Below are 14,615 nucleotides of genomic sequence, written 5' to 3'. Positions count from 1 at the left end.
ATGGCATTTGCACATTTGCACGTCCATACAGAGTACAGCCTGCTGGACGGTTCCAATAAAATCAAAGAATATGTAAAACGAGTCAAGGAGCTGGGCATGACGGCTGCGGCGATTACCGACCATGGCGCAATGTACGGTGTGATCGATTTTTACCGTGCGGCGCGGGCAGAGGGTATCAATCCGATTTTGGGCTGTGAGGTCTATGTTGCGCCCAATTCCCGTTTTGACCGGGAGATTACCGGCGGGGATGACCGGTATTACCATCTGGTGCTTCTGGCGGAAAATAATACTGGTTACGCGAATCTGAGCAAAATCGTCAGCCGCGGTTTTACGGAGGGGTACTATTACAAGCCGCGTGTCGATATGGAGGTTCTGGAGGAATTTCACGAGGGAATTATCGCGCTGTCTGCGTGCCTTGCAGGTGAAGTGCCGCGCTATATCCAGAAAGGACTGCCGGAGGAAGCAAAAAAATGCGCATTAAAGTATCAGTCGATTTTTGGGAAGGATAATTATTTTCTGGAACTGCAGGATCATGGGATTCCGGAGCAGCAGACCGTAAACATGGCGCTTTTACAGATGTCGCGAGAACTGGACATTCCGTTAGTATGCACGAACGACGTGCACTACACCTATGCGGAGGACGCAAAGCCCCACGATATCCTTCTGTGTATCCAGACCGGCAAAAAGCTTTCCGACGAAAACCGGATGCGTTACGAGGGCGGTCAGTATTTCGTCAAAAGCGAAGAAGAGATGAAGGGACTGTTTCCCTATGCGTGGGAGGCAGTGGAAAATACACAGCGAATTGCAGACCGCTGTCATGTGGAAATCGAGTTTGGTAAGACGAAGCTGCCGCATTTTGATGTGCCGGAGGGCTATGATTCCTGGGGATATCTGAACAAGCTGTGCACTGACGGCATGAAAGAGCGCTATCCGGAGGACGACGGCACGTTGCAGAAGCGTCTGGAATACGAGCTGGGTATTATCAAGCGCATGGGATATGTGGACTATTTCCTGATCGTGTGGGATTTTATCAACTATGCCAGAGAAAACGGTATTCCGGTAGGACCTGGACGTGGAAGTGCAGCTGGAAGCATCGTTTCCTACTGCCTGCATATCACGAATATTGATCCGATCCGTTATAGCCTGCTGTTTGAGCGTTTCCTGAACCCGGAACGAGTTTCCATGCCGGATATCGATATCGACTTCTGTTATGAACGCAGACAGGAGGTCATCGATTATGTCGGACGCAAATATGGAAAAGAAAAGGTTGTGCAGATTGTCACATTCGGTACGCTGGCGGCAAAGGGTGTCATCCGCGACGTCGGGCGTGTCATGGATCTGCCGTATTCCTTTGTGGATTCGATTGCAAAAATGATCCCGAACGAGCTGAACATGACGATTGATAAGGCACTGTCAATGAATGCAGAGCTGCGTAAGCTCTACGAGAGCGATGAACAGGTGCACGTGTTGATTGATATGAGTAAACGGCTGGAGGGATTGCCGCGCCACACCTCGATGCACGCAGCAGGGGTTGTGATCTGTCCGGAGGCGGCAGATCATTTTGTACCGCTTTCACGAGGGTCGGATGGTTCGATCACAACGCAGTTTACGATGACGACGCTGGAGGAGCTCGGACTGTTAAAAATGGACTTTCTGGGGCTTCGAACCCTGACAGTAATCGACCACGCGGTCAAGATGATTGAGCATGACACCGGTGTGAAGCTCGATATGGAGCATCTGGATTATAACGATAAAAAAGTGCTGGATTCGCTCTGCACCGGCAGGACGGACGGCGTGTTCCAGCTGGAAAGCGGCGGGATGAAAAGCTTCATGAAGGAGCTAAAGCCCCAGAACCTGGAGGATATCATCGCGGGTATTTCCCTGTACCGTCCCGGGCCGATGGACTTTATTCCAAAATATATTAAAGGAAAAAACAATCATGACGAAATCACCTATTCCTGTCCGGAGCTGGAACCGATCCTGTCTCCGACCTACGGCTGTATCGTGTATCAGGAGCAGGTTATGCAGATTGTGCGCGACCTTGGCGGCTACACGATGGGACGAAGCGACCTGGTTCGTCGTGCGATGAGCAAGAAAAAGCAGTCTGTCATGGAAAAAGAACGGGCGAATTTCGTTTACGGCAATCCCGAAGAGGGCGTGCCCGGCTGTGTGGCCCGGGGCATTCCGGAAAAGGTCGGTCTGGAAATTTACGCGGAAATGATGGATTTTGCAAAATACGCGTTCAACAAGTCCCACGCTGCATGCTACGCGGTTGTCGCTTACCAGACGGCTTACCTGAAATATTATTATCCGGTGGAATTTATGGCGTCCCTAATGACTTCTGTAATCGATAACCCCGGAAAAGTGGCGGAATACATTCTGGTCTGCCGCCAGATGGGAATCGCGATTCTGCCGCCGGATATCAACGAGGGAGAGCCGGGATTTTCGGTATCGGGAAAATCAATCCGGTACGGACTGACTGCGATCAAGGGTGTAGGACATCCGGTTGCGGACGCGGTGATCGCAGAGCGGAAGCAGCGGGGCGTGTTCAAAAACCTGCAGGATTTTCTATCCAGAATGTCCGATACGGAAGTCAATAAGCGCAACGTGGAAAACTTTATCAAAGCGGGTGCATTCGACAGCCTTGAGGGAACACGCAAGCAGTTTATGAGCGTATTTGTGCAGCTGATGGATCAGAATCAGCAGAATCGGAAAAATAATATGGCGGGACAGCTTTCCTTATTCGATCTGGTGGACGAGTCGGAAAAGAAAAACTATGAAATCCGCTTCCCGGATGTCGGGGAATATTCGAAGGAAATTCTTCTGACCTTTGAAAAAGAAGTGCTCGGTGTATATGTCAGCGGGCATCCGCTGCAGGAATACGAGCAGCTCTGGCGCAGGAATATTTCTAATACGACAGCAGATTTTATGCTGGATGAGGAGACAAACAGCGTCCATATTCAGGACGGAGCAAAGGCGGTTATCGGCGGAATTATCGAGGAAAAGAAGATCAAATATACCAAAAACGATAAGGTGATGGCGTTTTTACAGGTGGAGGATCTGGTTGGAACGATTGAAGTTATCGTTTTCCCGAAAACCTATGAGCAGTACGGCAGCAAGCTGATGGAGGATGAAAAGGTTCTCCTGCGGGGGCGCGTTTCCGCAGAGGAGGACAAAGACGCGAAGCTGATCTGTGAATCCGTGCAGACGTTTGACGAAATCCCCAAAAAGCTCTGGATTAAGTTTCCGACGATGGAAGCCTATCAGCAGCAGGAAAAAAAGCTGCTTTCGGCAATCGCAGCTTCTGACGGCAAGGATACCGTGGTGATTTATGTGGAAAATCCGCGCGCGATGAAGCAGCTTGGGGCGAATCAGACCGTTCATGGGGACGAGGCGCTTTTAAAGCAGCTGGAAGAGTTGTTTGGAGAAGAAAACGTAAAGCTGATGTAAGTTTCACAAAACCATTGAAAAGAAAGCCCGTTTCGATTAAAATAAAAAATGGTTTTACGGATTTTGAAATCTTAAGATTGAAGTCCAGCCCGCAGCGGCAGACAGGAGGAACAATGGCAGCTAAGATAAAGACAATTGGAGTTCTTACAAGCGGCGGAGATGCGCCGGGTATGAATGCGGCAATCCGTGCGGTTGTTCGGAAAGCGATTTGCAACGGCGTCAAAGTAAAAGGCATAAAAAAAGGCTATCAGGGCCTGTTAAATGAAGAAATCATAGATATGGATGCCCGCAGCGTTTCGGATACCATCCAGAAGGGCGGTACGATTCTGGGAACCGCACGTTGTCTGGAATTTAAGACCGAAGCCGGACAGAAAAAGGGCGCGGAGATCTGCCGCAGACACGGCATCGACGGTCTGGTTGTTATTGGCGGCGACGGCTCTTACAGAGGTGCGCAGGCGATGTCCAGACTTGGGATCAATACGATCGGTCTGCCGGGCACGATCGATCTGGATATTGCATGTACCGAATATACGATCGGTTTCGACACGGCAGTCAATACCGCGATGCAGGCAATCGATAAGGTAAGGGATACTTCATCTTCACATGAACGCTGCAGTATTATCGAGGTAATGGGCAGAAATGCCGGTTATATCGCACTGTGGTGCGGCGTCGGCACCGGCGCGGAGGATATCCTTCTTCCCGAAAAGTACGACTATGACGAGCAGCAGCTGATTAACAATATTATCAACAACCGGAAAAAGGGCAAAACGCACCATCTGATCATCAATGCAGAAGGTATCGGTCATTCTACTTCCATGGCGAAGAGAATTGAAGCAGCAACGGGTGTGGAAACCAGAGCAACCATCCTGGGGTACATGCAGCGAGGCGGCAGCCCGACCTGTCTGGATCGTTATTATGCTTCTATCATGGGCGCTTATGCGGCAGACATCCTCTGCGCAGGCAGCTCGAACCGTGTTGTGGCTTACAAACACGGCGAATTTGTAGACTATGATATCGAGGAAGCGCTTGCGATGCAGAAAGAGATTCCCGAATATCATTATCAGGTCAGCAAAGCGCTGGCCACCTGACGATACAGGACGCAAAGGGGCGGCTGCACACGAAACGTGTGTGGCCGTTGTGCGTTTTCATAAAGATCAACGGAGGAACCTGCATGATTACTGCAGCATCCAACAGCCGGATCAAAAGGCTGGTACAATTGAATCAAAAGTCGAAGCTGCGCAGAACGGAGGACGTTTTTCTGGCAGAGGGTGTGAAGATGTTTCTGGAAGCACCGAGAGAGCAGCTGCAGGAGGTCTATGTTTCGGAATCCTTTCTGGAAAAGTGCAGCTGCAGGGAGCATCTGGAAGAGGTTGGCTACGAAGTCGTTTCCGACAGCGTTTTTTCTAAAATATCGGATACCTGCACGCCACAGGGTGTTTTATGCGTGCTGAAACAGTTTCACTATAATATAGAAGAAATGCTGCGGGACAAAGCACCGCTGTTTCTGCTTCTGGAAAATATACAGGACCCCGGCAACCTCGGTACGATGCTGCGAACCGGTGAGGGCGCAGGCGTTTCCGGGATTATCATGAGCCGGGATACAGTCGATTTGTACAACCCGAAGGTTATCCGTTCAACGATGGGCAGCATCTACCGCGTTCCGTTTTATTATGCGGACGATTTTGCGGCGGCGGTTCATCAGGTACAGCGGGCGGGTGTCAGCGTATACGCGGCGCATCTGCGCGGGAAAAATTCCTATGCCTGTCAGAATTACACAAAGGGGACGGCATTTCTGATCGGTAACGAGGGCAACGGCCTGCGGGAAGAGACTGCAGAGCTTGCGGACTGTTATATCCGGATTCCGATGGAGGGCAAAGTGGAGTCGTTAAATGCAGCGGTGGCGTCTTCGATTCTGATGTATGAAGCGCATCGGCAGAGGGCGATTTGAAAGAAAGTCGAAGCTTGAAAAATAACATTTTTCAAGCTCGGGATTTGTGTCTGCGCGCACTTGACACAAACTCGACATGCGCAAAAAGCGTGCGCAGAAATGAGAGGCACAGATGAAAATCGGTTTTATCGGACTTGGAAATATGGCGCAGGCGATGATTGGAGGAGTTTTGAGAAATCACCTGGCTGTGCCGGAGGAAATTTACGGTTCTGCAAAAACGGCGGAGACGGAAAGCAAAGTGCATGAAATGTTTGGCATCACGGTGACAGGCGATAACCTGGAAACCGCGCGGCAGGCAGAGCTTTTGATTCTTGCCGTAAAGCCGCAGTTTCTGGAGAAAGTGATCGGACAGATTAGCGACATTGACCTGACCGGTAAGACGATTCTGAGCATTGCGGCAGGCAAAAGCCTTGCGTGGCTGGAAGAGCAGTTCTGCGCGCCGCTTCCGTTTGTGCGTGCGATGCCCAATACGCCGGCACTGGTCGGGGAAGGCTGTACCGGAGTCTGCTATGGCAGCAGGGTAACTCCTGAGATGAAAGAAAAAACGGCGGCTGTCCTGGACAGTTTCGGCAAGACGGTTGAGCTTCCGGAACGCCTGATGGATGTGCTGACCGGCGTCAGCGGCTGTGCGCCTGCCTGGATTTTTATGCTGATCGAAGCGATGGCGGACGGTGCAGTTGCGGAAGGCATGCCGCGCAGCCAGGCATATGAATGCGCTGCACAGGCTGTGCTCGGCAGCGCGAAGCTGATGCTTGAGACCGGAAAGCATCCGGGAGAGTTAAAGGATATGGTCTGCTCCCCGGCAGGCTCCACGATTCAGGCGGTACGCGTTTTAGAGGAAAAAGGCTTCCGCGGCGCAGTGACCGATGCGGTCATCACTGCGGTGGAAAAGTCCAGAAGCCTGTAAAATAGTTTGTTACAAAAATGTTAAAAACAGGAATAAAGGAAGATCTGATGGAAAAAATAATCCCGTCAGGTCTTCTTTTTTTGATAAAAAATCGAAAAAACCGCAGAAAATGGCTGTCCTTTTTATGAAAAGAGAATTTACTATGTTAAAGCGGTATTTGTTGAAAACTTTGAAAAATAGTAAGAAAAAGGCGATGATTTCGGAGGTTTGTTGTAAAAATATCACAATAGAAGAAAAACCTTTGTGGGGAACTAACGGAAATTTGTGGTTCCGGGCGAACGACTTGACATTTGATTGTAATATTGCTATCATATCATGCGTAACAATTGTTAATAAGTTTGTAACAATTGAAACAGCTCTGTAACAAGGAGCGTCCCACAAAAGCTCCTGAATTTCACCGGCAGAATGGCTGGGGAAGCAGAGTAAGATTTATGGAGGTAAGAATGAACGGAAAAGGCAGAAAGTTGTTTCGTAGTGCAGTCGGCATTTTAACATCTGTTATGATGATGGGTGCATATACGACAACCGCTATGGCAAGTGGTATCGGTGTCATTGATGCGAAAGACATGCTGGACATTCATGCAGAAGCAAATACAGCGTCTGCGGTGGTTGGTCAGGTCATGGAGGACGGTCATGTGGCGATCCTTGCAAAGTACAACGACTGGGTGCAGATCCAGGCGGGAGAAATTGCAGGATGGGTACCGGCTGAAAATCTGGTCGAGACAGAGATTTCCAACGAAGAGGCTGTTGCAGCCAATGAGCAGGTGATCGCTGAACGGACAGGAGCAACAGCATCCGAAGATGAATTCTTTGCAGAGGAAGAAGTACAGCAGGATGAAACAGCAGCTTTACAGGCAGAGGCGAGTGAAGCAGCACAGAATGAGATAGAAGAAGTACAGGCAGCCGAGGAAGCAGCACGGCTCGAAGCGGAGGTGCAGGCAAAGGCAGCAGCCGAGGAAGCAGCGCGGCTCGAAGCGGAGGCGCAGGCAAAGGCAGCAGCCGAGGAAGCAGCGCAGCTTGAAGCAGAGGCGCAGGCAAAGGCAGCCGAGGAAGCAGCACGGCTCGAAGCGGAGGCGCAGGCAAAGGCAGCCGAGGAAGCAGCGCGGCTCGAAGCGGAGGCGCAGGCAAAGGCAGCAGCCGAGGAAGCAGCGCAGCTTGAAGCGGAGGCTCAGCAGGCAGCTTTGGCTGCCCAGGCGGCGCAGACCGCAGCGATATCCGCAGAGGAATTAAAACTGCTTGCAAATATTATTTACTGTGAAGCAGGCAGTGAATCCTACGTTGGTAAGGTTGCGGTAGGCAATGTCATCATGAACCGCGTCAAGAGTGCATCGCAGCCCAATACGATCACCGAGGTTGTTTACGCAAAAGGACAGTTTTCCCCTGTTAGAAACGGTTCGCTGCAGAGGGCACTGAGCAGTGACAAGGCAGATGCAGCCTGCTATCAGGCAGCAATCGAAGCATTAGCCGGTGCACAGCCGGTCGGCGGCAAGCTGTTTTTCAGAAGAAATAACGGTCGTTCCGGACAGGTAATCGGACATCACGTTTTTTACTAAAACAGTATCATAGCCGGGGCATTTGTCCCAACAGCATTGTAAGGGAATCGTCAGAAGATGATAAGAATCCATTGTTTCTGACAGAAAAAGAGCGAAAAAAGGCATGTGGAAAAGGATTGTTTTTCACACGCCTTTTTTGTATTCATGACAATAGAATCCTCGCAGGGCGCACACTTGACAGTAATTGACGGATTTGATATGATGACGCTAATCATGTAATATAATTGTAACATTTGATGAGCCGATTTTGGAAGCGCTGAAGGCGCGGAAAATCAATGGAGGTTCAGCTATCGTTACTGTCTGCGGATATGAGGGGATAGAAAGGATCATCGATTTATGGGCTGGAGCAGAAAATGTGAGAAAAGGGGGAAGCACTGGCTGCGGGCTGCAGCGCTGGGAGTCGTCTTTTTGTGGACGGCCGGAAGCAGTCTGCAGGCAGAGGCAGAATCGAGCAAAAGCGCGCATTGGCACAAGGGCGTTGGCGTGGAGGCGTGGCTGACAGGAGCGGATAAGGAACAGGTCAGTCAGAACGCAGCATCCCAAAATGATGCGGCAGATACAGCGACCGGCGCAGCCGGCGGGCAGGAAACGGATGTAGCGTCCGACAGTGCGGACAGCAAAACCAAAGCTTCGTCCGGCGATGGAACGAAAATGGACGACCTGACCGGAACGATCGTGATGACGAGCGTCCAGAATGTATTGAACGTCAGGACGGAACCGGACAGCGAGGCAGAGCTTGCAGGGTATTTGTATGCAGACTGTGGTGGTACAGTGCTGGAACAAAAGGACGGCTGGACAAAGCTTGAGTCCGGCGAACTGACCGGCTGGGCGAACAACGATTATCTGCTGTTTGGGGAAGAAGCGCGGAAAGAGGCAAAAGACGCGGGACGGATTGTGGCAACGACCAAAACAGGAGCTTTGAGAATCCGGAAAGAACCTTCAGGAGATGCTGCGATTTATGATCTGCTGGAAGAAGGTGCAAAGTATGAGGTCGTGGATGAAGAGCAGATCCGTTTCAGCGAGGATCAGGAAATCACGGCGGACTGGGTTGCGGTCAATTACGGCGGAAAGACCGGATATGTGTCTTCGGAATATGTCCAGGTTGATTTTGAAATCGATTACGGAGAGACGGTTGAGCAGGTAAAAGCGCGCGAGGAAGCGGAAACGGCGATACTGCAGGCGGAAAAAGAAGCTGCCGCACAGAAACAGAAACAGGAAAAGGCAGCGCAGGCGGAAAAGGAAGCGAACAAGGCTGCTGCACTGGCAGCGGACGACAGCGTGCTTTTGGCGGCGCTCATTCAGTGTGAAGCGGGAGAAGAGCCCTACGAAGGACAGGTGGCTGTCGGCGCAGTCGTGATGAACCGGGTCAGAAGCGGCGCTTATCCGAATACGGTCAAGGGAGTTATCTATGCTTCGGGACAGTTTACACCGGCGGGAAGCGGACAGGTTGGACGCGTTGTCGCAAGTGGAAAGATCAAGGCAAGCTGCCTGCAGGCGGCACAGGAAGCGATGGCGGGAAGCACCCCGGTTGGAATAGCGACGCATTTTAGGCGGGCAGGAAGCAGGGAAGGTATTGTGATCGGACATCATGTATTTTGGTAGACGGGGCATGATTTTTGTAGTATGATAGTCATAAGTCACAGGAAAGGAGGAGTTACATGACGGAAGTATTTGCCTGGCTGGCTCTGTTGATTTTACTTGTGCTGATTGAGCTTGCGACGATGGGGCTGACGACAATCTGGTTTGCAGCCGGAGCTCTTGTTGCGACGATTGCAGCTGCCTGTGGTGCGCCGGTTCTGGTGCAGGTCATCCTGTTTTTGGTAGTGTCCGTGCTGATGCTTGTTTTTACAAGACCGGTTGCCATGCGCTATTTCAATGTTGGAAGGGCGAAGACCAATGTGGACAGCGTGCTTGGGGAACGCGGTATCGTGACCGGCAGGATTGATAACCTGCACAGCTGCGGACAGGTTACGCTCAAAGGCATGGAGTGGTCAGCGAGATCTCAGGAAACTGAGGGGACGATTGAAGAGGGTACCGTCGTCATTGTAAAAAAGATCGACGGCGTGAAGCTGATCGTTGTCCCGGACGAGATCGAAACAGAAGAACAACCTGTAACAAACAGCAGAGAGACTGTTGACAACATGCGGTAAGACCGCGGAAATGAGGGTAATTATGATAGGTGGATTGGTAATACTTATTATTTTAATTCTGGCAATTGCAATTGTAGCGTCCTGCATCAAGATCGTACCGCAGGCGCAGGCTTATGTCGTAGAACGTCTCGGCGCATATCAGGATACCTGGAGCGTTGGCCTTCACTTTAAAGTGCCGATTGTCGATAAGGTTGCAAAGCGTGTACTGTTAAAGGAACAGGTAGCGGATTTCCCGCCTCAGCCCGTTATCACAAAGGATAACGTTACGATGCGGATCGATACCGTTGTCTTTTTCCAGATCACAGATCCCAAGCTGTTTACCTACGGAGTTGAAAATCCGATCATGGCGATTGAAAACCTGACCGCGACAACCCTGCGTAACATCATCGGAGACCTGGAACTGGATCAGACCCTGACCTCCCGTGAAACGATCAATGCCAAGATGCGTGCATCCCTGGATATCGCAACTGATCCCTGGGGCATCAAGGTAAACCGTGTCGAATTAAAGAACATTATTCCTCCCGCAGCAATTCAGGATGCGATGGAGAAGCAGATGAAGGCAGAGCGTGAACGCCGTGAAGCGATCCTGCGTGCCGAAGGTGAAAAGAAATCTACCATCCTGGTAGCAGAAGGTAAAAAGGAATCCGCAATTCTGGAAGCAGAGGCAGAAAAACAGTCTGCAATCCTGCGCGCAGAAGCAGAGAAAGAAAAGATGATCCGTGAGGCAGAAGGTGAAGCGGAAGCAATCCTGAAAGTTCAGCAGGCGACTGCAAACGGTCTGCGTTTCATCAAGGATGCAGGAGCGGATGATTCTGTACTTCGTTTAAAGAGTCTGGAGGCTCTGGAAAAGGTTGCGGACGGCAAGTCTACAAAGATTATCATCCCGTCCGAAATTCAGAACATGGCGGGACTGCTGACCAGTGCGAAGGAGCTTTTAAGCGACAAATAAGCTCACACGTACCATCTTCGATGCTATCCGCTGCCTGACAGCGTATTTCATCTTTACAAAAAAGGACCGTACATTCTATAATGGATGTACGGTTTTTTATTTTATGATGCCAGGGTCAAAAGGTCTAAGCCCACATGAGCTTGCTCATAGGTGGGTGAAAGACCTTGTGACCCGCCCCGATAGGAGCATAAAAGTGGGATGATAATCCCACGATATGCGACTATCGGGCAGGATTGTGGGAGTGCGCAGCACGGAACAATCCGTAGGCATCAAGGTCGGGGGCTTTTGACCCCGACATCATTTCATAGGAAAATGCGTCCTATGAAATAAAAACGCGCTACGAGGATGCGCACTCGGCGCAGGGGTAGATGGTTGCCGAAGCAACCGCGCCTCGGCGCGAGAATGTGCCAAGGCACATTCTTTTTTATCAGGAAACAAATCCTGCAGCGCAGGATTCTATGAAGAGGAGGATACATCATGGATCTGACAGGACGTCATTTTTTGAAATTACTGGATTATACGCCGGAGGAAATCAATTATTTAATCGACCTTGCAGCGGAGCTGAAACGCCTCAAAAAAGCAGGCATTCCGGTCGATACCTTACGGGGCAAAAATGTGGCACTGATTTTTGAAAAGACCAGCACGAGAACCCGCAGCTCCTTTGAGGTCGCTGCACACGATCTTGGCATGGGATGTACCTACCTTGATCCGTCCAGCTCCCAGATCGGCAAAAAAGAGAGCATCCGTGACACCGCACGCGTTCTGGGACGGATGTTTGAAGGAATCGAATACCGCGGTTACGGACAGGAAATCGTAGAAGAGCTTGCAAAATATGCAGGCGTTCCGGTATGGAACGGTCTGACCAATGAGTTCCATCCGACCCAGATGCTGGCGGACCTTTTGACGATTCGCGAGCATCTTGGAAAGCTGAAAGGCGTGAATCTGGTTTATATGGGAGACGCTCGCTACAACATGGGCAATTCCTACATGGTCGTATGCGCGAAGATGGGCATGCACTTTACCGCCTGCGCTCCGTCCCGTTATTTCCCGGACAAGGCTCTGGTTGAGCAGTGTCAGGAAATTGCAAAGCAGACCGGCGGCAGCATTACGCTGACCGAGGACGTAGAGAATGGAACAAAGAATGCGGACGTCATCTGCACCGACGTATGGGTTTCGATGGGCGAGCCGGATGCGGTATGGATGGAGCGTATCGAAGACCTGATGCCTTATCAGGTAAACCGCAAAGTGATGCAGAATGCCGGGAATGCGATTTTCATGCACTGCCTGCCTGCATACCATGACCGCAACACCCAGATCGGCAGAGAAATCGGAGAGCGCTTCGGTATCTATGAGATGGAAGTAACGGATGAAGTCTTTGAATCCGACGCATCGGTTGTATTCGACGAGGCAGAAAACCGCATGCACACCATTAAGGCAGTGATGGCAGCGACGCTGGGCTGGAAAAATCCGACAGAGGCATAACGGAAGGACAGCAGCGTTTGCTTCGGTGTCTGGCAATAGGACGGGCACAAAGTATTCTGCTGCTGAAAAGGAGAAAAGTTCATGTTGGATCAAAAGAAGCTGGACAGCCTCCTTGCAGGCTGTCGGTTTTGGGAAAAGGTTCAGTGCTTTGAAACGGTGGATTCAACGAATCTGATTGTCAAAGGCTGGGCACGGCAGGGCGCAGAAGAAGGAAGGTGCGCAGTTGCGGAGGCACAGACGGCAGGACGCGGCAGAAGGGGAAGAAGCTGGATTTCTCCGCCCGGAGAAAATCTGTATTTCAGCATTTTGCTGCGCCCACAGGCGGAAGCGTCTCATGTGGCGATGATTACACTGCTGATGGCGATCGCCGTAACGCAGGGCGTACGGGAGCTTCATCTGGATGCGAAGATCAAATGGCCGAACGACGTGGTGGTAAACGGAAAGAAAATCTGCGGAATTTTGACGGAAATGTATCAGTCTGTAGCCGGCAGCTTTTTCCTTGTGATCGGGACGGGAATCAACGTCAATCAGAAGGAATTTCCGGAAGAGGTAAAAAAGACAGCTGGTTCTCTGGCGCTGGAGTTGGGAGCCGATGTGGACCGGGAAGTACTTCTTGCGTCCGTGCTGAGACATTTTTTGGATTGCTACGACAGCTTTCTGGAAACAATGGATTTGAGCGGACAAAAAGAGCTTTACGAGAGCTTTCTTGTCAATAAAGGACGCGTTGTGGAGGTGCTGGATCCCAAAGGTGAATGGCAGGGAACGGCAATCGGCATTGAGAAGACCGGCGAGCTGCTTGTCCGGAGAAAGGACGGTTCCGTTGAAGCGGTCTATGCCGGAGAAGTATCAGTGAGAGGAATATATGGATATGTCTGAAACAGGAAAATTGGGAGAAAAAATCGTGCTCTGCGGGGCGAACGCCTACGAGCAGAAATATTATTTTAATCCCAGATTCAGCAAAATCCCGCAGTCCGTTCAGGATGAACTGCACATTATCTGCGTGCTGTTTACCCGGGAAGTGGGAGGAATTTTTACGATCGTATTTGAAGAGGACGGAACGCTCGCGTTTGAAACCAATGCGGCAGACGATGATTTATTATATGATGAAATTTCGAGCGGACTTCTGATTGCGGAAATCAAAAGAAACCGTCAGGAGCTTTTGGAATCCCTGACTTTGTATTATCGGGTGTTTATTCTCGGTGAGGATGTGTCCGCACTTCTGGAGGAAGAAGATTGAAAAATAAATTTTCAATCGTGAGATTTGTGTCGGCGCGCATTTAACACAAACTCGGCATGCGCAGCAAGCGTGCGCAGAAATGAGAGGTTGAAAGAATGATTTTAGTAATTGATGTAGGAAATACAAATATTACATTTGGTGTATACGAGTCCAAAAAACTGGTTACGACGTTTCGGATGACATCCCGGACGATGCGTACTTCGGACGAATACGGCACGGAGATTCTGGCGATGCTGCAGAACAATCAGATCGACCGCCGGAAGGTCGGGGGCGCAATCATTGCGAGCGTTGTGCCGAAGGTCATGCATGCGCTGATCGGCGCGGTTGTGCGCTATCTGCATACCGAACCGTTGATCGTCGGCAGCGGAATCAAAACCGGCATCAAGATCACCTCCGAGAATCCAAAGGAAATCGGACCGGACAGAATTGTGGACGTAGTCGCCGCTTATGAAAAGTACGGCGGTCCTGTGCTGGTTCTGGATTTTGGAACGGCGACGACCTACGACCTCGTTACAGAGGACGGAAGATTCGGTGTCGGCATCACCGCACCCGGCATTCGAATTTCTGCAAAGGCGCTGTGGGAGGATACGGCACGCCTGCCGGAGGTTGAAATCAAAAAGCCAGATTCCATTCTGGCGCGGGAAACGATTTCCAGTATGCAGGCAGGTCTGGTTTACGGACAGATCGGTCAGACCGAATATATCATCAATCAGGTCAAAAAAGAAACCGGTATCACGGATCTGAAGGTTGTTGCGACCGGCGGACTGGGACGGATTATTGCCGATGAAACAGATACGATCGACATTTACGACAGCGCCCTGACGCTGGATGGACTGCGGATTCTGTACGAGAAAAACTGCAGCGGAAAATAAGTTCCGGGCAGCAGAAGGGTGTGTTCTGCTGTCGGAAAACGCAGGAAGTAAAAATGCTTCCGAAAAA

General features: G+C 50.7%; 12 protein-coding genes. All 12 read left to right on the top strand.

What is annotated here, in order from left to right; all coding sequences use genetic code 11:
* The 12 genes from OCV62_RS03295 (at nucleotide 1) to OCV62_RS03240 (ending at nucleotide 14,548) form a co-directional block, all read left to right on the top strand.
* Nucleotides 1–3,450, top strand: coding sequence for a DNA polymerase III subunit alpha (locus tag OCV62_RS03295; RefSeq protein ID WP_262585116.1), 3,450 nt, complete (start codon nucleotides 1–3; stop codon nucleotides 3,448–3,450).
* A gap of 113 nt (nucleotides 3,451–3,563) precedes the next feature.
* The gene (gene pfkA / locus OCV62_RS03290) at nucleotides 3,564–4,538 is read left to right on the top strand and encodes a 6-phosphofructokinase (protein ID WP_021914512.1); all 975 of its coding nucleotides are present in this window, start codon (nucleotides 3,564–3,566) and stop codon (nucleotides 4,536–4,538) included.
* Nucleotides 4,539–4,621: 83 nt separating this feature from the next.
* Nucleotides 4,622–5,398, top strand: coding sequence for a TrmH family RNA methyltransferase (locus OCV62_RS03285; protein ID WP_262585114.1), 777 nt, complete (start codon nucleotides 4,622–4,624; stop codon nucleotides 5,396–5,398).
* A gap of 112 nt (nucleotides 5,399–5,510) precedes the next feature.
* Nucleotides 5,511–6,305: a pyrroline-5-carboxylate reductase gene (proC, locus tag OCV62_RS03280; RefSeq protein ID WP_117959990.1), complete on the top strand. Its 795-nt coding sequence runs from the start codon at nucleotides 5,511–5,513 to the stop codon at nucleotides 6,303–6,305.
* A 431-nt stretch (nucleotides 6,306–6,736) separates the two neighbouring features.
* Nucleotides 6,737–7,858 (top strand): cell wall hydrolase, encoded by a 1,122-nt coding sequence (locus OCV62_RS03275; RefSeq protein ID WP_262585111.1) that lies wholly within the window; start codon nucleotides 6,737–6,739, stop codon nucleotides 7,856–7,858.
* Nucleotides 7,859–8,194: 336 nt separating this feature from the next.
* On the top strand, nucleotides 8,195–9,460 hold the full coding sequence (locus OCV62_RS03270) for a cell wall hydrolase (RefSeq protein WP_262585110.1): 1,266 nt from the start codon (nucleotides 8,195–8,197) through the stop codon (nucleotides 9,458–9,460).
* 56 nt (nucleotides 9,461–9,516) lie between these two features.
* Nucleotides 9,517–10,008 carry an NfeD family protein gene (locus OCV62_RS03265; RefSeq protein WP_262585109.1) on the top strand — a complete coding sequence of 164 codons (492 nt, stop codon included), beginning with the start codon at nucleotides 9,517–9,519 and terminating at the stop codon, nucleotides 10,006–10,008.
* Nucleotides 10,009–10,030: 22 nt separating this feature from the next.
* The gene (locus tag OCV62_RS03260) at nucleotides 10,031–10,957 is read left to right on the top strand and encodes an SPFH domain-containing protein (protein WP_021914506.1); all 927 of its coding nucleotides are present in this window, start codon (nucleotides 10,031–10,033) and stop codon (nucleotides 10,955–10,957) included.
* A gap of 477 nt (nucleotides 10,958–11,434) precedes the next feature.
* Nucleotides 11,435–12,439, top strand: a complete 1,005-nt coding sequence (gene argF / locus OCV62_RS03255) for an ornithine carbamoyltransferase (RefSeq protein WP_021914110.1) — start codon at nucleotides 11,435–11,437, stop codon at nucleotides 12,437–12,439.
* A gap of 81 nt (nucleotides 12,440–12,520) precedes the next feature.
* Nucleotides 12,521–13,315, top strand: a complete 795-nt coding sequence (locus OCV62_RS03250; RefSeq protein WP_262585103.1) for a biotin--[acetyl-CoA-carboxylase] ligase — start codon at nucleotides 12,521–12,523, stop codon at nucleotides 13,313–13,315.
* Complete coding sequence (locus OCV62_RS03245) at nucleotides 13,302–13,676, top strand: DUF6145 family protein (RefSeq protein ID WP_021914112.1); 375 nt, start codon at nucleotides 13,302–13,304, stop codon at nucleotides 13,674–13,676. Before OCV62_RS03250 ends, OCV62_RS03245 begins: the two co-directional genes overlap by 14 nt.
* Nucleotides 13,677–13,771: 95 nt before the next feature.
* Nucleotides 13,772–14,548, top strand: a complete 777-nt coding sequence (locus tag OCV62_RS03240; RefSeq protein ID WP_021914113.1) for a type III pantothenate kinase — start codon at nucleotides 13,772–13,774, stop codon at nucleotides 14,546–14,548.
* Nucleotides 14,549–14,615: the final 67 nt, after the last annotated feature.

The organism is Gallintestinimicrobium propionicum, assembly GCF_025567525.1.
In the GTDB taxonomy this organism is placed as follows: Bacteria; Bacillota; Clostridia; order Lachnospirales; family Lachnospiraceae; genus Gallintestinimicrobium; species Gallintestinimicrobium propionicum.
This window is presented reverse-complemented; position numbering and strand designations above follow the sequence as displayed.